Origin of the sequence: Streptomyces sp. SCSIO ZS0520 (assembly GCF_025643355.1) — a bacterium.
Lineage (GTDB): Bacteria > Actinomycetota > Actinomycetes > Streptomycetales > Streptomycetaceae > Streptomyces > Streptomyces physcomitrii.
Genome location: NZ_CP092644.1, coordinates 1,575,404 through 1,596,205 on the forward strand (window position 1 = coordinate 1,575,404; position 20,802 = coordinate 1,596,205).

Below are 20,802 nucleotides of genomic sequence, written 5' to 3' on the forward strand. Positions count from 1 at the left end.
GAATCTTGTTGCGTCAAAAGCAACGGAGGTGTGTTGATGGCAGGGCCTCGCGTGGTCATCATCGGAGCCGGTGTCGTAGGCGCGGCACTGGCCGACGAGCTCTCCCACCGCGGCTGGACCGAGATCACCGTGGTCGATCAGGGGCCGCTCCCGGCGACCGGCGGATCCTCGTCCCATGCGCCCGGTCTGGTCTTCCAGGCCAACCCCTCGAAGACCATGACGGAGATGGCCCGCCGCACGGTGGAGAAATTCCTCGCCCTCGAAGTCGACGGCGAGTCCTGCTTCCAGCAGGTCGGCGGGCTCGAACTCGCCACCACCGCCGAGCGGTTGGCCGAACTGCACCGCAGGCAGGGCTGGCTCACCTCCTGGGGCGTCGAGTCCCGGGTCGTCGGGCCCGAGGAGTGCCTGCGCCTGCACCCCCTGGTGGACCGGGAGCGGGTGCTCGGCGGGCTCCATGTGCCCACCGACGGACTGGCCCGGGCCCTGCCCGCGGTGGCAGCCCAGATCCGGCGGGCCGAGGAGCGCGGGGTGCGCTTCCTGGCCCGGCACGAGGTGCTCGACATCCGCAGCGAGGAGGGCAGGGTCACCGCGGTCGTCACCGACCGGGGCGACTTCCCCGCCGAGATCGTCGTCTGCTGCGCCGGCATCTGGGGCCCGAAGATCGCCCGGATGGCCGGGACCGAGCTGCCGCTGACGCCGCTGGCCCACCAACTGGCGCGTACCGGCCCGATCCCCGCGCTCGCCGGGCAGGAGCGGGAGGCCGTCCGCCCGATCCTGCGCCACCAGGAGGCGGACCTCTACTACCGCGACCGCTGGGACCGGCTCGACATCGGCTACTACGGCCACCGGCCGATGCCGGTCACCGTGGACCAGATCGCCTCGGTGGACGAGGCCGAGGAGATGCCCTCGGTGCAGCCCTTCACCGAGGCCGACTTCGCCGAGGCCTGGACCGAGACCCGCTCGCTGCTCCCGGCCACCCGCGAGGCCAAACTGGAGGAGGGCCTCAACGGGCTCTTCTCCTTCACCACCGACGGACTGCCGCTGCTCGGCGAGTCCGCGCGGACCAAGGGCTTCTGGGTGGCCGAGGCGGTGTGGGTCACGCACTCCGCCGGGGTGGGACTTGCGATGGCGGAGTGGCTGGTCGACGGCTACTGCTCCTCCTTCGACCTGCACGCCTGCGACCTCAACCGCTTCGAGCCGCACCAGCTCTCCCCCGACTACGTACGGGCCCGCTCCTGCCAGAACTTCGTCGAGGTCTACGACATCGTCCACCCGCTCCAGCCGCCCGCCACCCTGCGGCCGCTGCGGCTCAGCCCCTTCCACACCCGCCAGCGCGAGCTCGGCGCCCACTTCCTGGAGGCCTCCGGCTGGGAGCGCCCCCAGTGGTACGGGGCCAACGAGGCGCTCCTGGCGGACCGGCGGATCCCGGCACCCGGCGACTGGGCGGCCCGGCACTGGTCGCCGATCGTGGGCGCCGAGGCGCTGGCCACCCGGGAGAGCGTCGCCCTGTACGACATGACCGCGCTCAAGCGCCTGGAGATCACCGGGCCCGGCGCGGGCGCCTTCCTCGAATACCTGACGACGGCTCATGTCGACAAGTCGGTCGGCTCGGTGACGTACGCGCTGCTGCTCGACGAGGACGGCGGCATCCGCAGCGACATCACGGTGGCCCGGCTCGGCCGCGAGCACTTCCAGGCCGGGGTCAACGGGAGCCTGGACCTCGACTGGCTCACCCGCCATCTGCCCGGCGACGGCTCGGTGCAGGTCCGCGACATCACCGCGGGCACCTGCTGCATCGGGCTGTGGGGGCCGAAGGCCCGCGAGGTGCTCCAGCCGCTGACCGAGGCCGACTTCTCCGCCACCGGGCTGCGCTACTTCCGCGCCAAGCGGGCCCACATCGGCACGGTCCCGGTGACGGCGATGCGGCTGAGCTACGTCGGCGAACTCGGCTGGGAGCTGTACACCGAGGCCGACCTCGGCCTCAAGCTGTGGGACACCCTCTGGGAGGCGGCCCGCCCCTACGGCGGGATCGCGGCGGGGCGCGGCGCCTTCAACAGCCTGCGCCTGGAGAAGGGCTACCGCGCCTTCGGCACCGACATGACCAACGAGCACGACCCCTACGAGGCGGGCCTCGGCTTCGCGGTGAAGAAGGACAAGGGCGACTTCCTGGGCCGGGCCGCCCTCCAGGCCCGCTCCGGCGAGGTCCGCCGCCGCCTGACCTGCCTGACCGCGGCCGACCCGCAGGACACCGTCCTCGGCAACGAGCCGGTGTACGACGGCGCCGAACCGGTCGGCTACGTCACCAGCGCGGCCTACGGCTACACCCTCGGCAAGGCCATCGCCTACGCCTGGCTCCCGGCCCGCCTGGCCACCCCGGGGCAGCGCCTCGACATCGGCTACTTCGACCGGCGCGTCCCGGTCGTCGTCACCGAGGAGCCCCTCTTCGACCCGTCGATGACGCGGCTGCGCGGCTGACGGCGGTCCGGTACTCCCCGGTCCGGTCCCGACGCTCCCGGTCCGGTCCCGGTACTCCCCCGCCCGGTCGCGGTACGCCCCGTCCGGCTCCGGTACTCCCCACCCGGTCTCGTGCCACGTCCCTTCGGAGGCAGGCAGACATGAACCCTTCCGACTCCCCCGCCGCCACCTCGCTCGCCGCCCTGGACCCCGAGGTGTTCGCCGCGGTCCAGGCCGAGTTGGACCGCCAGCGGTCCACCCTGGAGATGATCGCCTCGGAGAACTTCGCGCCGCCCGCGGTCCTCGAGGCCCAGGGCTCGGTGCTCACCAACAAGTACGCCGAGGGCTACCCGGGCCGCCGCTACTACGGGGGCTGCCGGCACGTCGACGTCACCGAGCAGCTCGCGATCGACCGGGCCAAGCAGCTCTTCGGCGCCCGCTTCGCCAATGTGCAGCCGCACTCGGGGGCGCAGGCCAATATCGCCGCCTACTTCGCGCTCCTCGACCCCGGGGACACCGTCCTCGGACTCGACCTCGCGCACGGCGGCCACCTCACCCACGGCATGCGCCTGAACTACTCGGGCCGCATCCTCCGCACGGTTCCGTACCAGGTGAGCCCGCGCGACCACCTGGTGGACATGGACGAGGTGGAGCGCCTCGCCAAGGAGCACCGGCCCAGGATGATCGTCGCGGGCTGGTCGGCGTACCCGCGGCAGCTGGACTTCGAGCGGTTCCGCGCGATCGCCGACCAGGTCGGGGCGCTGCTCCTGGTCGACATGGCGCACTTCGCCGGACTGGTCGCCGCCGGACTGCACCCGAACCCGGTCCCGTACGCCCATGTGACCACCACGACCACCCACAAGACGCTGGGCGGCCCACGCGGCGGAATGATCCTGACCGGGGACCCGGCGCTGGCCAAGAAGATCAACTCGGCGGTCTTCCCGGGCATGCAGGGCGGCCCCCTGGAACACGTCATCGCCGCCAAGGCGGTGGCCCTGCGCCTGGCCGCCCAGCCCGAGTTCCAGGACCGCCAGCGCCGCACCCTCGCCGGTGCCCGCCTGCTCGCCGACCGGCTGAACCGCCCGGACCTGGCGGCCGCCGGGGTGCGGGTCCTCACCGGCGGCACCGATGTGCACCTGGTCCTGGTCGACCTGCGCGAGGCGCACCTGGACGGCAGGCAGGCCGAGGACCTCCTCGACGGCATCGGCATCACCGTCAACCGCAACGCCGTGCCCTTCGACCCGCGTCCCCCGATGGTCACCTCCGGCCTGCGCATCGGCACCCCCGCGCTGGCCACCCGGGGCTTCGGCGAGGCGGAGTTCACCGAGGTCGCCGAGGTGATCGCGCGCGCCCTGCTGCCCGAGCCCGACACCGCCGCGCTGCGCGCCCGGGTGGTGGCGCTCACCGGGCGCCATCCGCTGTACGCCGAACTCCCGGGAGCCGAGGGATGAGCACCGACGCCCAGGCCGCCGACGCGGTCGAACACCCCGACTGGCTCTGGCACGCGGCCGAGCCGAAGAAGGCCTACGACGTGGTGATCGTCGGCGGCGGCGGACACGGACTCGCCACCGCCCACTACCTCGCCCGCAACCACGGCATCACCCGGGTCGCCGTACTGGAGAAGGGCTGGCTGGCGGGCGGCAACATGGCCCGCAACACCGCCATCATCCGCTCCAACTACCTCCTCGACGCCAGCGCCGCCCTCTACGAGCACGCCCTGAAGCTCTGGGAGGGTCTCGCGGAGGACCTCGACTACCCGCTGCTCTTCTCCCAGCGGGGCGTGCTGAACCTGGCGCACAGCCCGCAGGACGTACGCGACGGGGTGCGGCGGGTGGAGGCCAACGCGCTCAACGGGGTGGACGCCGAGTGGCTCGACGCCGCGCAGGCCCAGGAGGTCTGCCCGATCCTGAACATCTCGCCCGAGGCGCGCTATCCGGTCCTCGGCGCGACCTACCAGCCGCGGGCCGGTATCGCCAAGCACGACCATGTCGCCTGGGGCCTGGCGCGCTCGGCCGCGGCCGCGGGCGTGGACCTCGTCGAGAACTGCGAGGTCACCGGCATCGACATCCGGGCGGGCCGGGTCACCGGGGTGCGCACCACGCGCGGGGCGATCGCCGCGGACCGGGTGGCGCTCTGCGCGGCCGGGCACTCCAGCCGCCTCGCCGCCCTGGCCGGTTTCCCGCTGCCGCTGCAGAGCCACCCGCTGCAGGCCCTGGTCACCGAACTCCTGGAGCCCGTCCACCCCACGGTGGTGATGTCCAACGCGGTGCACGCCTACGTCAGTCAGGCGCACAAGGGCGAACTGGTCCTCGGCGCCGGGATCGACGCGTACAACGCCTACACCCAGCGGGGCGCCTTCCACATCGTCGAGCGCCAGATGGCCGCGCTCCTGGAACTCTTCCCGCTCTTCGCCCGCGCCCACGTCCTGCGCACCTGGGCGGGCGTGGTCGATGTCAGCCCCGACGCCTCACCGGTCATCGGCCACACCCCGGTGGAGCACCTCTATGTCAACTGCGGCTGGGGAACCGGCGGTTTCAAGGCCACCCCCGCGGCCGGCTGGGTCCTCGCGCACACCCTCGCCCATGACGCCCCCCACCCGCTGGGCGCCCCCTTCGGACTCGAACGGTTCACGACCGGCGCGCTCGTCGACGAGCACGGCGCGGCCGCCGTGGCCCACTGAGGAGGCCCTTCGATGCTGCTGATCGCGTGCCCCTGGTGCGGTCCCCGCGACGAAGCCGAGTTCCACTACGGCCCTCCGGCGCACCACGACCATCCGGCCGACCCCGCCCTCCTCTCCGACGAGGAGTGGGGCCGCTACCTCTTCTTCCACGACAACACCCGCGGCCCGCGCGCCGAGCGCTGCTGCCACAGCGCGGGCTGCCGCCGCTGGTTCCACACCGTCCGGGACACCGCGCACCACGAGATCCTCGCCGTCCACCGGATCGGCGAGCCGAAGCCGGAGACCGCATGACTTCCCAGCCGCACCGCCTGCCGGACCGGGGCCGCGTCGACCGCGCGCGGCCGCTCGACTTCGTCTTCGACGGCACCCCCCTGACCGGGTACCGCGGCGACACCCTCGCCTCGGCGCTGCTCGCCAACGGCGTGCACCGCGCCGCGCGCAGCGTCCGGCTCGGGCGCCCGCGCGGCATCCACACCGCGGGGAGCGAGGAGCCCTGCGCCCTGGTCCAGGTCGAATCGCCCTTCCCGGAACCGCTGGTGCCCGCCACCACCCTGGAGCTCCACGCGGGACTGCGGGCCTCCTCCCTCGCGGGCCGCGGCCGCCTCTCCCCCGAGGAGGACCCGGCCCGCTACGACACCCTGCACGCCCACTGCGACCTGCTCGTGGTCGGCGCCGGACCCGCGGGCCTGGCCGCCGCCCTCGCCGCCGCGCACAGCGGGGCCCGGGTCGTCCTCGCCGACGAGCAGCCCGAGCCCGGCGGCAGCCTGCTCGGCACCGGCGAGTACGTCGACGGGCTGCCCGGCGCCGTCTGGGCGGCCCGCGCCCGCACGGAGATCGAGGCCGCCGGTGCCCGGGTGCTGCCGCGCACCACCGTGAGCGGGTACTTCGACGACAACTACCTGCTCGCCGTCGAGCGCCGCACCGCGCACCTCGGCGACCTGGCGCCCGCCTCGGTCTCCCGGGAGCGGGTCTGGCGGATCCGGGCCCGGCGCGTGCTGCTCGCCACCGGCGCCCACGAACGCTCCCTCGCCTTCGCCGACAACGACCGCCCCGGCATCATGCTCGCCGGTGCCGCCCGCACCTATCTGCACCGCTACGGGGTGCTGCCCGGCCGCCGGGCCGTCGTCCTCACCACCAACGACAGCGCCTACGCCGGGGCGGGCGAACTCGCCGCCGCGGGGCTGGACATCGCGGCCGTCCTCGACGCGCGGCCCCGGCCCGGCCGCCGGGCGGCCCGCGCCGCTCGGGCGGGACTCGACGTCCGCGCCGGGCACGTGGTCCTCGGCACCGGCGGCGAGGAGCACCTGTCCTCGGTGACCGCCGCCGCCCGGGGCGAGGCCGACCGCACCGCCCAAGAGCTCGACGCCGACCTGCTCCTGGTCTCCGGCGGCTGGAGCCCCGCCGTCCACCTGTACAGCCAGTCCGGCGGGCGGCTCCGCTTCGACGAGGGACTCGGCGCCTTCCTGCCCGCCGGGTCCAGGCAGCGGGTGGAGAGCGCCGGTGCGGCACGGGGCATCGGGAACCTCGCGGGCTGCCTCGCCGACGGCGCCGCCGCCGGACGCCGGCTGGTCGAGGCGGAGGGATTCACCGCCGGGCGCACCGCCGCTCACGCCACCGAACCGGAGGAGGCGGAGACACCGCCGGTGCACCTGTACGTCGTACCGGGCCGCAGCGGGTCGGGCCACGCGCGGCACTTCGTCGACCTCGCCCGGGACGTCACCGTCGCGGACCTCGGCCGCGCCACCCGCGCGGGACTGCGCTCGGTGGAGCACATCAAGCGGCACACCACCGCCGGTACCGGCCGCGACCAGGGCCGCACCTCCGCCCTGCTGACCACCGGGGCCCTCGCCCAGTTGCTCGGCGCCGAGGTCGGCGAGCTGGGCACCACCACCTTCCGGGCGCCCTACCACCCCGTCTCCATGGCCGCGCTCGCCGGACGCGACCGCGGCCGGCTCTTCGACCCCGTACGGGTCACGCCGCTGCACGCCTGGCACACCGCCCACGGCGCCGCCTTCGAGAACGTCGGCCAGTGGAAGCGGGCCTGGTACTACCCCCGCGAGGGCGAGGACATGGCGGCGGCGGTGGAGCGCGAGTGCCGGGCCGCGCGTGCGGGCGTGGCCCTGATGGACGCCTCCACCCTCGGGAAGATCGACGTCCAGGGACCCGACGCGGGCGTCTTCCTGGACCGGCTCTACACCAACCTGATGAGCACCCTGAAGGTCGGCCGGATCCGCTACGGGGTGATGTGCCGGGCGGACGGCATGGTCTTCGACGACGGCACCGTGCTGCGCGCGGCGCCCGACCGCTTCCTGGCCACGACCACCACCGGCAACGCCGCCGCCGTACTCGACTGGATGGAGGAGTGGCTGCAGACCGAGTGGACGGACCTCAGGGTGCGCTGCACCTCGGTCACCGACCACTGGGCCACCCTCGCCCTGGTCGGCCCCGCCTCCCGCGCGCTCCTGGCCCGGCTCGCCCCGGATCTCGCGGTGGACAACGACAGCTTCCCCTTCATGAGCTGGCGGGACGCGGTGGTCGCCGGGGTCCGGGCCCGGGTCTGCCGGATCAGCTTCTCCGGGGAGCTGGCCTACGAGATCAACGTCCGCTCCTGGGAGGCCCCCGCGGTCTGGGAGTCCCTGTACGAGGCGGGGCGCCCGCTGGACCTGACCCCGTACGGGACCGAGACCATGCACGTCCTGCGGGCGGAGAAGGGCTACCCGATCATCGGGCAGGACACCGACGGCACCGTGACACCGCAGGACCTCGGCATGAGCTGGGTCGTCTCGAAGAAGAAGGCGGACTTCCTCGGCAAGCGCTCGCACAGCCGGGCCGACACCAGCCGCGGGGACCGCCCCCAGCTGGTCGCCCTGCTGCCCGCCGATCCCCGGTTCCTGCTCCCCGAGGGCACCCAGCTCGTCGCCGAGGGCACACTGCCCGCCGAACGGCCGGTGCCGATGCTCGGCAATGTCACCTCCAGCTACCGCAGCGCCGCCCTGGACCGCACCTTCGCGCTGGCCCTGGTCAAGGGCGGCCGCGAGCGCACCGGGCAGCTCCTGTACGCGCGTACCGGCGAGGCCCTGGTCCCGGTGACCGTGGCGCACCCGGTCCTCTACGACCCCGAGGGGGAACGCCGTGACGGCTGAATCCGTGCCCCGGCACAGCCCGCTGGCCCACGCCGCCGACCGCTTCCGCACGGTGACCCGGCTGAGCGGGGGCGCGCTGCGCCTGGCCGAGGTCCCGTATCTGACCCAGCTCACGGTGCGCGCGGAGCCCGGGGGCCCGGCGGTGTCCGGCGCGGAGCGCGTCCTCGGCCTGCCGCTGCCCACCGAGCCCAACACGCTCACCCGGCGCGGCAGCCGCACCGCCCTGTGGATGGGCCCCGACGAGTGGCTGGTCCTCGCCCCGCCCGAGGAGGCCGGTGTCCTGGAGGACCGGCTGCGGGAGGCCCTGGCGGACGAGGAGTCGGCCGCGGTCGCCGATGTCTCCGGGCAGCGCACCACCGTCCTCGTCGGGGGCCCCGCGAGCCATGAACTCCTCGCCCGCGGCTGCGCCCTGGACCTGCATCCGCGGGCCTTCCGGGGCGGCTGCGCGCAGACCACGCTCGCGCACGCGCCGGTGGTGCTGGTGGCCCGCGGCGCGCAGAAGCCCGGCTTCTGGGTCCTGGTGCGGTCCTCGTACGCGGGTCATCTGGGCGCGTGGCTGCTGGACGCGGCCACGGAGTACACATCGGTTCTCGTCGGGGAGTGGTGAGGATGCAGCAGGTGCAGGGGGTCGTCGCGACGGGCAAGGGGGCCGCCGTCGGCCTGGAGACGATCCGGGTGCCCGATCCGGGACCCGGCGAGGCGCTGGTGAAGGTCGAGGCCTGCGGGGTCTGCCACACCGATCTGCACTACCGCGAGGGCGGCATCAGCGAGGACTTCCCCTTCCTCCTCGGCCACGAGGCGGCGGGCCGGGTGGAGTCGGTCGGACCGGACGTCACCGAGGTCCGGCCGGGTGACTTCGTCATCCTCAACTGGCGTGCCGTCTGCGGCCGTTGCCGGGCCTGCCGCCGGGGCAGGCCCTGGTACTGCTTCGACACGCACAACGCCCGGCAGAAGATGACCCTGGCGGACGGCCGGGAGCTCTCGCCCGCCCTCGGCATCGGCGCCTTCGCGGAGAAGACGCTGGTGGCGGCCGGACAGTGCACGGTCGTCGACGAGCGGGTCCCGCCCGCGGTCGCCGGGCTCCTCGGCTGCGGGGTGATGGCCGGGATCGGCGCGGCGGTCAACACCGGGCAGGTGGGCCGCGGGGACAGTGTCGCGGTCATCGGCTGCGGCGGTGTCGGGGACGCGGCGATCGCCGGGTCCCGTCTCGCGGGCGCGGCGCGGATCATCGCGGTCGACGTCGACGACCGGAAGCTGGCCACCGCGCGGGAGATCGGCGCCACCCACATTGTCAACTCCCGCAAGGAGGACGCCGTGGAGAGGATCCGCGAGCTGACCGGCGGCTTCGGCGCGGATGTCGTCATCGAGGCGGTCGGCCGCCCCGAGACCTACGAACAAGCCTTCTACGCCCGGGACTTGGCCGGAACCGTGGTCCTGGTCGGCGTCCCCACCCCGGAGATGAAGCTCGAACTCCCGCTGCTCGACGTCTTCGGCCGCGGCGGCTCCCTCAAGTCCTCCTGGTACGGGGACTGCCTGCCCTCCCGCGACTTCCCGCTCCTGGTCGACCTGCATCTGCAAGGGCGCCTGGACCTCGGCGCGTTCGTCTCCGAGACGATCACCCTGGACGGGGTGGAGAAGGCCTTCGAGCGGATGCGCCGGGGGGAGGTGCTGCGGTCGGTGGTGCTGCTCTGAGCGCGGGGGCCCGCGGTCAGGCGTGCTGGGCGGAACTGGCCCGGCTGACGTCGTACACCCCGGGCACCTCCCGCATGGCCCGCATCAGGCCCGGAAGGTGCCGGGCGTCGGGCAGTTGGAGGGTGTAGGTGTGCCGCACGCGCTGCTCGCTCGGCGGTTCCACGGTGGCCGAGACGATGGCGGCCCCGGCCACCGCGATGGCCTCGGTGAGGTCGGCGAGCAGCCGGGCCCGCCCGAAGGACTCGGCGCGCAGGGTGACCCGGCACTGCGGCGTCCCCGCCCAGCGCACCTCCACCTCGGGGCGCCCCTCGGCCTTCATCCGGGCGGCGCCGGAACACTCGGCGCGGTGCACGGCCACATGCCCGCCGCGTACCGCGAAGGCGGCCACCTTGTCGGGCGGCACCGGCGTACAGCACCCGGCGAGGCGGACGCCCGCGCCGGGCTGCTCGGCGACGGCACCGGCCTGGTCGGGGCGGACGGTGAGCGCGGGGGCGGGCGCGGGCTGCCGGGCGGGCTCCTCGGCGCGCGGGCCCCGGGCCGGGCGCTCCGGCTCCTGCTCGGGTACGTCCTGGGGGTGGGTGGCGAGCCAGCGGCTGATGGCGATCCGGGCGGCCGGGGTGCGCGCGTACTCCAGCCATTCGCGCGGCGGTCCGGAGGCGGGGTCCTGCCCGCGCAGCAGCTGCACGCTGTCGCCGTCGGTGAGCACGGTGCCGAGGGTGGCGAGGCGGCCGTTGACGCGGGCGCCCATACAGGCGTGGGCCTCCTCGCCGTACTGGGCGTAGGCGGCGTCCACGCAGCTCGCGCCCTCGGGCAGGCCGAGCGCGCCGCCGTCGGGGCGGTAGACGGTGATCTCCCGGTCCTGGGCGAGGTCGGCGCGCAGGGTGGACCAGAAGGTGTCCGGGTCGGGCGCGGCGCGCTGCCAGTCGAGCAGCCGGGAGAGCCAGCCGGGCCGGGTCGGGTCGGCGCGCTCGGCGAGGCCCCGCTCCTGCTCGGCGCGGTCCTCGCCGCCGTGCTCGTAGGGGTTGCCGAGGGCGACGACCCCGGCCTCGGCGACCTTGTGCATCTGGTGGGTGCGGATGAGGACTTCGGCCACCTCGCCGTCCTCGCGGGCGACGGCGGTGTGCAGCGACTGGTAGAGGTTGAACTTGGGCACCGCGATGAAGTCCTTGAACTCCGAGACCACCGGGGTGAAGCAGGTGTGCAGCTCGCCGAGGACCCCGTAGCAGTCGGCGTCCTCGGCGACCAGGACGAGGAGCCGCCCGAAGTCGGCGCCGCGCAGGGTGCCGCGTTTGCGGGTGATCCGGTAGACGGAGACGAAGTGCCGCGGCCGGACGAGGACTTCGGCGGCGAGTCCCGCCTCGCGCAGCACCGTACGGGCCCGGTCGGCGATCTCGGTGAGGGCGTCGGCGCCCTCGGCGGTGCCGCTCGCGACGAGGGCGCGGGTGCGGGCGTACTCCTCGGGGTGGAGGATGGCGAAGACCAGGTCCTCCAGCTCGGTCTTGAGTGCCTGCACGCCGAGGCGTTCGGCGAGCGGGATCAGCACATCGCGGGTGACCCTGGCGATGCGCTGCTGCTTCTCGGGGCGCATCACGCCGAGGGTGCGCATGTTGTGCAGCCGGTCGGCGAGCTTGATCGACATCACCCGGACATCGTTGCCGGTGGCGACCAGCATCTTGCGGAAGGTCTCGGGCTCGGCGGCGGCGCCGTAGTCGACCTTCTCCAGCTTGGTGACCCCGTCGACCAGAAAGCGCACCTCGCGGCCGAACTCGCGGCCCACCTGATCGAGCGTCACCTCGGTGTCCTCGACGGTGTCGTGGAGCAGCGAGGCGGTCAAGGTCGTGGTCTCGGCGCCGAGTTCGGCGAGGATCAGGGTGACCGCGAGCGGGTGGGTGATGTAGGGCTCGCCGCTCTTGCGCATCTGCCCGCGGTGCGAGGACTCCGCGAGCAGATAGGCCCGGCGCAGCGGTTCGAGGTCGGCGTCCGGATGGTGTGCGCGGTGCGCCTCGGCGACATGGCCGATCGCGTCGGGCAGCCGGTGGCGTCCGGCGGAGCCGAGCAGGGCGGCCCGGCCGAGCCTGCGCAGCTCGATCCGGGGGCGGGGGCGTCTGCGCTGCGGTCCGGCCGTGGGGACGGGCGGCGTGGCGGGGTTGCTCGCCTCCGCACTCATGGGGCACCTCCGGCTGCGTCGACCGGCGCAGTACGGCGGGGTGCCGAGGCTTCTGGTCCTGAAGCGGGCTCTCCCGACGGGCCGGTGCTTGATGCTACCGAGCCCACCACGCCGGGCACCGCGGCTCCCGCCCGGCGTGAAAAGGATCACCCATTCGAGCGAGTATTCAGGCGTTCAGGGTTTCGAACCAGGCGCCGTCGATCTCGCCCTCGGCGACGATCTCCGCCGGGCCCGTCATCTCGATCTCGCCGCCCGGGCGTTCGGTGATCACCAGGCGCCCGCCGGGGACGTCCACGGTGTACGTGGCCGGGGTCCCGGTGGCCGCGGGGTCGACGCCGTCGCGGCGGGCGGCGGCCACCGCCACGGCGCAGGCGCCGGTGCCGCAGGAGCGGGTCTCGCCGGCGCCGCGCTCGTGCACCCGCAGCGCGAGGTGCGCGGGCCCCCGGTCGACGACGAACTCGACGTTGACGCCCTCCGGGTAGGCGGCGGCCGGGGCGAAGCGGGGCGCGGCGGACAGCTCACCGGCGTGCGCGAGGTCCTCGACGAAGGCGACGGCGTGCGGGTTGCCCATGTCCACGTGCCGGGCGGGCCACTCGCGCTCCCCGACACCCACCGTGACCGCGCCCTCGGGCAGCAGGGCGCGGCCCATCGCCACGGTGATCTCGCCGGGGCTCCCGTCCGCGGCGGACTTGGCGAGGTGCACCCGCTTGACGCCGCCGCGGGTGGCCACCGCGAGATCGCCCTCGCCGACCAGTCCGGCGCGCTGGAGGTAGCGGGCGAAGACGCGCACCCCGTTGCCGCACATCTCGGCGACCGAGCCGTCGCCGTTGCGGTAGTCCATGAACCACTCGGCCTCGGCGGCCATCGCGACGGCCTGAGGATGCGCCGCCGAGCGGACCACGTGCAGCAGCCCGTCGCCGCCGATGCCCGCCCGCCGGTCGCACAGCGCGGCGACCCGGCCGGGGCCGAGGTCGAGGGTGTTGCCGGGGTCCGGGACGATCACGAAGTCGTTCTCGGTGCCATGGCCCTTGAGGAAGGCGATCGACGTGCTCATGCCTCGATCGTACGGGGTCGGCGGGCGGCCCGGCGCGGGCGGCCGCGGCGGCCCCGGCCCAGCTCAGCGCAGCCGGGCCACCCGCCAGACGGCGAGCACGGTGACCGCGCCGAGGGCGAGGACGTAGCCGATGACCACGCGCCAGTCGGGGCGTCTGCCGGAGTCCGCGGGGGGCAGCCCGGGCGGGGCGAGGCCCACCCGGCGGGCGGCCATCAGGCCCCAGCCCGCGGCGCAGCAGCAGAGCAGGAGGCCGAGCATCGCCACCACCGCTCCCCCGTCGCCGAACTCGAAGGCGAGCGGGAAGGCGAACATCAGGGAGCCGACGGCGGTCAGGCAGACGACCGGGGCGAGCTGCCAGAAGCCGAGGCGGCGCTGCGGCCGCAGTTCGACCTCGACCTCCTCGGGCGCGGGCTCCTGGGCGGGGCCGTCGTCACTGACGGACGGCGCGTCCAGGTCCTCGGGCCCGTCGGGGCTGAGCTGTTCACCGCCCGGTGCGGTGTTTCGAGGGCCGGCCTCCATCGCCACGCGCCCTCCCACTCAGGACTTCACTGGTCGATCGAAGGTCGATGATGGCACGCCCGCGGGGGCCCGGATGACCGCCGGGGCGTCCCGATGCCAACGCGTGATCAGGCTGTGACCGGTCGTTCGAGCAAGGCCAGTGCGCGGCCCCCGAGTTCCCCTCGGTCGGCCGCCGCGCCGCTGAGCCAGTGCACCCGCGGATCGCGCCGGAACCAGGAGTCCTGGCGGCGCGCGAAGCGCTTGGTGGCGCGTACGGTCTCGGTGCGCGCCTCCGCTTCGGTGCACTGCCCGGCGAGGGCGGCGAGCACCTGCTGGTAGCCGAGGGCGCGGGAGGCGGTGAGCCCCTCGCGCAGCCCCCGCTCCTCCAGGGCGCGCACCTCGGCGACGAGTCCGGCCTCCCACATGCGGTCCACCCGCCGGGCGATGCGCTCGTCGAGTTCGGCCCTGGCCACGTCCACGCCGATCTGCACGGTGTCGTAGACCGCGTCGTGGCCCGGCAGGTTCGCGGTGAAGGGGCGGCCGGTGATCTCGATGACCTCCAGGGCGCGCACGATGCGGCGGCCGTTGCCCGGCAGGATCGCCTCGGCGGCCGGGGGGTCGGCGCGGGCCAGGCGGGCGTGCAGGGCGCCGGGGCCCTCGGCGTCGAGTTCGGCCTCCAGGCGGGCCCGGACGGCGGGGTCGGTGCCGGGGAAGTCGAGGTTGTCGAGGGCGCCGCGCACGTAGAGCCCGGAGCCGCCGACCAGGACGGGGGTGCGGCCCGCGGCGAGCAGCCGGTCGATCTCGGCGCGGGCCAGGCGCTGGTACTCGGCGACGCTCGCGGCCTCGGTGACGTCCCAGATGTCGAGCAGGTGGTGCGGGACGCCCCCGCGCTCCGCCTCGGTGAGTTTGGCGGTGCCGATGTCCATGCCCCGGTAGAGCTGCATCGAGTCGGCGTTGATCACCTCGCCGCCGAGTCGCTCGGCCAGGAAGACCCCGAGGTCGGACTTGCCGGCGGCGGTCGGGCCGACGACGGCGAGGACCCGGGGGGCAAAGGCTTGGTTCGTCACCCGGCCAGTTTCCCAAAGTCCCGGCCCCGGCGTGCACGGCCCTCGCCCCCGGCCGCACGGTCCGCCACCGTCACCCGGCACAGGTAGGGTGAGCAGGACATATAAGGCGTTTTCGCTCCGTTTACCCGTGGAGATCGCGGGCAGCCGGTCCGAAGGCCGAAGATCGGCCGCGAGGCATCGCAACGGCTTCCACAGCGAGGGAAGGTGACGTCATGGGCTTCATGGACAACCTCAAGGCCAAGCTCGGACCGGCGAAGGGCAAGGTCTCCGACCTCGCGCAGCAGCACGGGGGCAAGATCGACCAGGGTCTCGACAAGGCCGCCAGGGCGGTCGACCAGCGCACCAAGGGCAAGTACAGCGACAAGATCGAGACGGGTCGCAGCAAGGCCAAGGACGCGGTGGACAAGATGGCCCGCAAGGACGAGGGCGGCAGCACCCCGCCGCCTCCGCCTGCCCGGTAGCCCCTCACCGGCCTGAGCGGAACACGATGACGGGCGCACGGCGATCTGCTCGCCGTGCGCCCGTCATCGTGTTCCGCTCAGGGGCGCTCCGCTCCGAGGCTCCGGGTCAGGCGTCCGTCGTCCGTCGTCCGTCGTCCGTCGTCCGTCGTCCAGGAGGCGACCAGGTAGCCGACCCCGTACGGGGCGTCCTCGTAGAGGAGTTCACCGTGCAGGGCGGTTTCGCCGGCCGCTCCGGCGAGGACCTGCCAGGGGGCGCGGCCCGCGGCCTTCAGCTCCTGGGCGAGCTCGGCGTCGAGGGCGGCCAGCGCCTCCGCGTCCGCCCCGCCGAGCGCCCGGGCGGCGGCCGCGTCGAAGGCGGTGGCCCGCTCGTCGAGGTACCCGGGCGCCTTCAGCGTCCGGCAGGCGCTGCCCTCGCCGAGGACCAGCATCGCGAGCCGCTCGGCGCCCGCCGCCGCGCGGGCACCCGCCTCCAGGCAGCGCGGGGTCTCCAGCGGCTCCCCCACCCCGAGCCCCGCCACGGGCACGACGGCGGGGCCGTACGCGCCCAGCAGCCAGGCCCCGACCGCCAGCGAGGGCGGCAGTGCGGACCCGCCGGGCTCCCCCGCGCCGAGCTGTACCTCCAGGTCCACCCCGAACGCGCGGAAGGAGCCCCGGGTGCCCTGGGGGTGGCTGCCGCGCCGTTCCCTGTCGGCCGGGCCGAGGACGAGCAGCCGCTCGGGGCGCGCCGCGGCGAGCCGGCCGAGCGCCTCGGCGCAGGCGGCGCGCGCCGCGTCCAGTTCCGGGGCGGCGCCCGCGGCCACCTCCGGCACGAGCAGGGGTGGACCGGGGCAGACGGCGGCGGCGACAAGCATGATCCGCAGCCTAACGCGCACCCGGCCCGGACTCGCCGCCCCGCCTTTGGGCTCGGCCCAACCGCCCCGCGCCTCCCGCGAGTTCAGGAAAAGAAGCGGTACGGGTACGAGCGCCCGCCCCGCCTGCGACCGGCCCCCGGCCGCTGAGGTCCGGCGAAGGCGCCTGCGGGGCCCGGCCGGTCAGTCGCGGGCGCAGCCGCCGACGGCCGCGGGCAGCGGCTCGGGGACGCCGACCGTGGGCAGCCCGAGCATCACGCCCGCGGGCTTCGCCGCCTCGGCGGTGTTGCGCTTCTCCCAGGCGTCCCCGGCGCGGGTGCGGCGCACCTCGCGCACCGCGCCCTCGGCGAGCAGGTGGTGCGGGGCGGCGTAGGTGACCTCGACGGTGACCACGTCGCCGGGGCGCACCGGCTGCTCGGGCTTGGTGAAGTGCACGAGGCGGTTGTCGGGGGCGCGGCCGGAGAGCCGGTGGGTGGCGCCGTCCTTGCGGCCCTCGCCCTCGGCGACCATCAGCTCCAGGGTGCGGCCGACCTGCTTCTTGTTCTCCGACCAGGAGATCTCCTCCTGGAGGGCGACCAGGCGTTCGTAGCGCCGCTGGACGACCTCCTTCGGGATCTGCCCGTCCATCTCGGCGGCGGGGGTGCCGGGCCGCTTGGAGTACTGGAAGGTGAAGGCCTGGGCGAAGCGGGCCTCGCGGACCACGTGCAGGGTCTGCTCGAAGTCCTCCTCGGTCTCGCCGGGGAAGCCGACGATGATGTCGGTGGTGAGCGCGGCGTGCGGGATGGCGGCGCGCACCTTCTCGATGATGCCGAGGTAGCGCTCCTGCCGGTACGAGCGGCGCATCGCCTTGAGCACCGGGTCGGAGCCGGACTGCAGCGGCATGTGCAGCTGCGGCATGACGTTCGGGGTCTCGGCCATCGCGGCGATGACGTCGTCGGTGAAGTCGCGCGGGTGCGGGGAGGTGAAGCGGACCCGCTCCAGGCCCTCGATCCGCCCGCAGGCGCGCAGCAGCTTGCTGAAGGCCTCCCGGTCGCCGATGTCGGAGCCGTAGGCGTTGACGTTCTGCCCGAGCAGGGTGACCTCGCTGACGCCCTCGGCGACCAGCGCCTCGATCTCGGCGAGGATGTCGCCGGTCCTGCGGTCCTTCTCCTTGCCGCGCAGGGCGGGGACGATGCAGAAGGTGCAGGTGTTGTTGCAGCCGACCGAGATGGAGACCCAGGCCGCGTAGGCGCTCTCGCGGCGGGTGGGCAGCGTGGAGGGGAAGGCCTCCAGGGACTCGGCGATCTCGACCTGGGCCTCCTCCCGCACCCGGGCCCGCTCCAGGAGGACGGGGAGCTTGCCGATGTTGTGCGTGCCGAAGACGACATCGACCCAGGGCGCCCGGCCGACGATGGTCTCGCGGTCCTTCTGGGCGAGGCAGCCGCCCACCGCGATCTGCATCCCGGGCCTGGCCGCCTTCTTCGGAGCGAGCCTGCCGAGGTTGCCGTACAGCCGGTTGTCGGCGTTCTCGCGCACCGCGCAGGTGTTGAAGACGACGACATCCGCGTCGCCGTCGCTGCCCTCGGGTGCCCGGACGTAGCCCGCGCCTTCGAGCAGTCCGGAGAGCCGCTCGGAGTCGTGCACATTCATCTGGCAGCCGTAAGTGCGGACCTCGTAGGTTTTCACGCCGCTCGCCTCATCGCCTTTCACCCGTCCAGGGTAAGGGCTCGCCCGCGGTGCCCGGCCGTACGCGGGCGGCGGCACCTGAGGCCGGGATTCCGCTTCGGGGCGCGGCCCGGGTCCCGCCGCCGAGTGATCCACGTCCTAGCGCCGGGCGGGCGGCGGCCGGAAGGCTGAGGCCCGCCCGCTGCCCTCGCGGCACCGTCCCGCCCACGAAAGGCGCCGCCCGTGCGTTTGGCCCCGCAGAACCGGCGACTCCCCAGGCTTCTCCCGCGGCGCACTCCGCGGTGGGCGCGCTGGGCGGCGGCGGTGGCCGCGCTGCTGCTGCTCGCCGCCGGCGCGGACGCCTTCACCGCCCACCGCGTCGAGGACTCGATGGCCGAGGACTTCAAGGAGGCCCAGTCGCTGCCGGGCGAGCCCTCGGTGACCGTGCACGGCAGGCCGGTGCTCACCCAGCTCGCGCGGGGCAGGCTGGAGCGGGTGGAGCTGACCGCCCATGACGTGCCCGCGGGCGAGGGCGGGCGCCGGGTGCCGGTCTCCACGCTGCACGTGGAGCTGGCGGATGTGGAGCGCGGCGGTGCCGACAAGGCGCACGCGGGCTCCGCGAAGGCCGAGGCCCAGGTCTCCTGGGCGGACCTCTCGCGGGGCCTCGGGATCCGGGTCGGCCCGGGGCGGCCCGGCGCGGACGGGCGGCCCCGGGTCACCGCGACCACCCGGCTGCCCCTGCTCGGCGAGGTGTCGGTGAGCGCGGAGGTCGCCGCCTCGGGGCCGCGCTCGATCGCCTTCCGCTCGCCCGAGGTGACCTCGGGTTCGCTGCCCGGGGCCGCCGAGGGACTGCTGAGCGGCGCCCTGGAGCGCGGCCTCACCCTGGACGGGATCCCGGAGGGCCTCGCCCTGGACCGGGTCCGCACCACGGGCGAGGGGCTGACCTCCGAACTCAGCGGCGAGGACGTGACGTTCCGGCGCTCCGGCCGCGGCTGAGGCCGAAGTGCGCCCCGGCAGAGGCGACTTCGGGTCCGCTGTTCTAGGTTGAGCCCCAGTCGTCGGCCAACTCGGAGCGTTCTCATGCCACATGACCTTCCCCCGCAGGGCAGCACGGTGCCGCACTCCGCCCGGATCTGGAACTACTGGCTCGGCGGGAAGGACTGCTACGAGATCGACCAGCGGGTCGGCGACGAGATCCGCCGGGTGAACCCCGAGATCGTCGAGGTGGCGCGGGCGCAGCGGGCCTTCCTCAGCCGGGCCGTGACGCACCTCGCGGGCGAGGCGGGCGTGCGGCAGTTCCTGGACGTGGGCACCGGGCTGCCCACCCTGGACAACACCCACGACGTCGCCCAGCGGCTGGCCCCCGAGGCACGGATCGTCTACGTCGACCACGACCCGGTGGTCCTCGCGCACGCCGCGGCGCTGCTCACCAGCACCGCCGAGGGCGCCACCGACTACCTCGACGCCGACCTGCGGGACCCGGAGACCATCCTGGAGGGCGCCGCGAAGACGCTGGACTTCTCGCGGCCGGTCGCGCTGATGCTGCTCGGCATCGTGGCCCATCTGCCCGACGCGCGCGCCCACGCGGTGGTCGAGCGGCTCAAGTCCGCGCTGCCCGCGGGCAGTTACCTGGTCCTCTGCGACAGCACCGAGGAGTACAGCCCGGCGGCCATGCGGGCGATGGTCGAGGAGTGGAACCGGACCAGCGACAACCCCCGCGTCAACCGCTCCCCGGAGCAACTGGGCGCCTTCTTCTCGGGGTTCGAGGTCCTGGAACCCGGTCTGGTCCCGGTCTCCCGCTGGCGCCCGGCACCGGAGGGCACCGAACCGCCGCCGGTGGTCAGCAGCTTCGGCGGAGTGGCCCGCAAGCCCTGACGACCGGGCGGCTCGCCGGGGGGCGGTACGGACGGCGGGGGCGGCACGGACGGCAGGTGCGTACGCGCCCGCGCATCCAAGTCCCGTACCACTCAGGCGCATTGACACGGGTCCGCGTGCCCGCGGCCCCAAGTCCCGGGCCGTGCACGTGCATTGACTTCGACGACCGGGCGCACTATCCACCCGGTACCGGATCGACCCCGCAGCACGTGCGCCACCCCCGCGACGTCCCACGCCCCGCCCGTGGAGGACCCCTTGAAACGCCGCACTCTGCTCACCGCCTCGACCGCCGCCTCCGCCGCCCTCGCCGCCACGGCCGCGCCCGCGCGGGCGCACGGCGGGCGCGGCCGGACCGCCGAGACCCTGCGCACCCACAGCCGGATCCTCGGCCGCGAGGTGCTGCACGCCCTCTACCTGCCGCCGGGCTGGCGGCCGCGCGGCCGCTACCGGGTGCTCTTCCTGCTGCACGGCGGCGGGGTCGACGACCGCACCTCCTGGCTGCGCGAGGGCCGCCTCCGGCAGCTCCTGGACCGGGCGATCGCGCGGCGCCGGATCCCGCCGCTCGTGGTGGCGATCCCGGACGCCTGGCGCGATCCGTACGCGCCGAAGGAGGGCCGGCAGCTCACGTACTACATGAACGATGCCGACGGCTCCTACCGCTACGCCGACATGGTCACCGAGGAGTTCGTGCCCTACGTCGAGGAGCGGTACGGGGCCGGGGGCAGCCCCGGGCGGCGCGGGATCGGCGGTCTGTCGATGGGCGGCTTCGGGGCGCTCTCCTTCGCGCTGCGCCACCAGGGCATGTTCGCCGGGGCCTTCGGGCTGAGCGCGGCGCACCGCACCGACGCGCAGCTCGTCGCCCTGGACGCGGAGAGCTACCGGGTCCGCTTCGCCCGGGCCTGGGGCGAGGGCCTGGTGGGCGAGGAGCGGCTGAACGCCCTGTGCCGGTACTGGAGCCTGCTCGACACCATCGAGCGCACCCCCGCCGAGCAGCTGGCGCGCACCCCGTACTACCTGGACTGCGGCGCCTACGACGAGTTCTTCGAGGGCAACGCCCAGCTCCATCTCGCGCTCACCCGCAAGAAGGCGGCGCACCGCTTCCTGTCCCGCGAGGGCACCCACGACTGGGAGTACTGGACGAGCGGGCTGCCCGGCGCCCTGGACTTCCTCGCCGAGCACCTGGACTGAGGCCCGGACCGCGGGCAGCGACCGGGGGCCG

The 20,802-nt window shown here is 74.4% G+C and carries 15 protein-coding genes and 1 pseudogene; 10 read left to right on the top strand and 6 right to left on the bottom strand.

Going from position 1 to position 20,802, the window contains the following annotated elements:
• Window positions 1-36: 36 nt before the first annotated feature.
• The 6 genes and pseudogenes from MID12_RS05240 (at window position 37) to MID12_RS05265 (ending at window position 9,969) form a co-directional block, all read left to right on the top strand.
• Window positions 37-2,475, top strand: a complete 2,439-nt coding sequence (locus MID12_RS05240; protein ID WP_263165150.1) for an FAD-dependent oxidoreductase — start codon at window positions 37-39, stop codon at window positions 2,473-2,475.
• A gap of 140 nt (window positions 2,476-2,615) precedes the next feature.
• Window positions 2,616-3,905, top strand: a complete 1,290-nt coding sequence (glyA, locus tag MID12_RS05245) for a serine hydroxymethyltransferase (RefSeq protein WP_263165151.1) — start codon at window positions 2,616-2,618, stop codon at window positions 3,903-3,905.
• Window positions 3,902-5,134: a sarcosine oxidase subunit beta family protein gene (locus MID12_RS05250; protein ID WP_040247473.1), complete on the top strand. Its 1,233-nt coding sequence runs from the start codon at window positions 3,902-3,904 to the stop codon at window positions 5,132-5,134. The genes glyA and MID12_RS05250 overlap by 4 nt, the downstream gene beginning before the upstream one ends.
• 12 nt (window positions 5,135-5,146) lie before the next feature.
• Window positions 5,147-8,277 (top strand): annotated as a pseudogene (locus MID12_RS05255) (sarcosine oxidase subunit delta).
• Window positions 8,267-8,884, top strand: a complete 618-nt coding sequence (locus MID12_RS05260; RefSeq protein WP_263165154.1) for a sarcosine oxidase subunit gamma — start codon at window positions 8,267-8,269, stop codon at window positions 8,882-8,884. Before MID12_RS05255 ends, MID12_RS05260 begins: the two are co-directional and overlap by 11 nt.
• Before the next feature lie 2 nt (window positions 8,885-8,886).
• Window positions 8,887-9,969, top strand: coding sequence for an S-(hydroxymethyl)mycothiol dehydrogenase (locus MID12_RS05265; protein ID WP_263165156.1), 1,083 nt, complete (start codon window positions 8,887-8,889; stop codon window positions 9,967-9,969).
• A gap of 16 nt (window positions 9,970-9,985) precedes the next feature.
• On the opposite strand, the gene MID12_RS05270 is transcribed toward MID12_RS05265, so the two are convergent.
• From MID12_RS05270 to miaA, 4 genes are all read right to left on the bottom strand, one after another.
• Complete coding sequence (locus tag MID12_RS05270; RefSeq protein WP_040247488.1) at window positions 9,986-12,136, bottom strand: RelA/SpoT family protein; 2,151 nt, start codon at window positions 12,134-12,136, stop codon at window positions 9,986-9,988.
• 166 nt (window positions 12,137-12,302) lie between these two features.
• Window positions 12,303-13,190 carry a diaminopimelate epimerase gene (dapF, locus tag MID12_RS05275; RefSeq protein WP_263165158.1) on the bottom strand — a complete coding sequence of 296 codons (888 nt, stop codon included), beginning with the start codon at window positions 13,188-13,190 and terminating at the stop codon, window positions 12,303-12,305.
• Window positions 13,191-13,253: 63 nt separating this feature from the next.
• Window positions 13,254-13,709: a hypothetical protein gene (locus MID12_RS05280; protein WP_040256407.1), complete on the bottom strand. Its 456-nt coding sequence runs from the start codon at window positions 13,707-13,709 to the stop codon at window positions 13,254-13,256.
• Window positions 13,710-13,816: 107 nt separating this feature from the next.
• Window positions 13,817-14,755, bottom strand: coding sequence for a tRNA (adenosine(37)-N6)-dimethylallyltransferase MiaA (miaA, locus tag MID12_RS05285; RefSeq protein ID WP_040247493.1), 939 nt, complete (start codon window positions 14,753-14,755; stop codon window positions 13,817-13,819).
• Between the two features lie 212 nt (window positions 14,756-14,967).
• Here miaA and MID12_RS05290 point away from each other — a divergent pair, with 212 nt between their 5' ends.
• Window positions 14,968-15,216 (top strand): antitoxin, encoded by a 249-nt coding sequence (locus MID12_RS05290; protein WP_040247496.1) that lies wholly within the window; start codon window positions 14,968-14,970, stop codon window positions 15,214-15,216.
• A gap of 77 nt (window positions 15,217-15,293) precedes the next feature.
• Here MID12_RS05290 and MID12_RS05295 read toward each other — a convergent pair whose 3' ends face one another.
• Complete coding sequence (locus tag MID12_RS05295) at window positions 15,294-16,067, bottom strand: hypothetical protein (RefSeq protein ID WP_263165161.1); 774 nt, start codon at window positions 16,065-16,067, stop codon at window positions 15,294-15,296.
• 180 nt (window positions 16,068-16,247) lie between these two features.
• Window positions 16,248-17,753 (bottom strand): tRNA (N6-isopentenyl adenosine(37)-C2)-methylthiotransferase MiaB, encoded by a 1,506-nt coding sequence (gene miaB, locus MID12_RS05300; protein ID WP_263165163.1) that lies wholly within the window; start codon window positions 17,751-17,753, stop codon window positions 16,248-16,250.
• Window positions 17,754-18,032: 279 nt separating this feature from the next.
• On the opposite strand from miaB, the gene MID12_RS05305 reads away from it, so the two are divergent.
• The 3 genes from MID12_RS05305 to MID12_RS05315 all read left to right on the top strand — a co-directional run bounded on the left by MID12_RS05305 (window position 18,033) and on the right by MID12_RS05315 (window position 20,771).
• Window positions 18,033-18,704, top strand: coding sequence for a DUF2993 domain-containing protein (locus tag MID12_RS05305; protein WP_263165164.1), 672 nt, complete (start codon window positions 18,033-18,035; stop codon window positions 18,702-18,704).
• An 84-nt stretch (window positions 18,705-18,788) separates the two neighbouring features.
• A complete protein-coding gene (locus tag MID12_RS05310; RefSeq protein WP_040247506.1) occupies window positions 18,789-19,583 on the top strand; it encodes an SAM-dependent methyltransferase in 795 nt (264 codons plus the stop codon).
• A 255-nt stretch (window positions 19,584-19,838) separates the two neighbouring features.
• Complete coding sequence (locus MID12_RS05315) at window positions 19,839-20,771, top strand: alpha/beta hydrolase (RefSeq protein ID WP_040247509.1); 933 nt, start codon at window positions 19,839-19,841, stop codon at window positions 20,769-20,771.
• The last annotated feature ends 31 nt before the right edge of the window (window positions 20,772-20,802 follow it).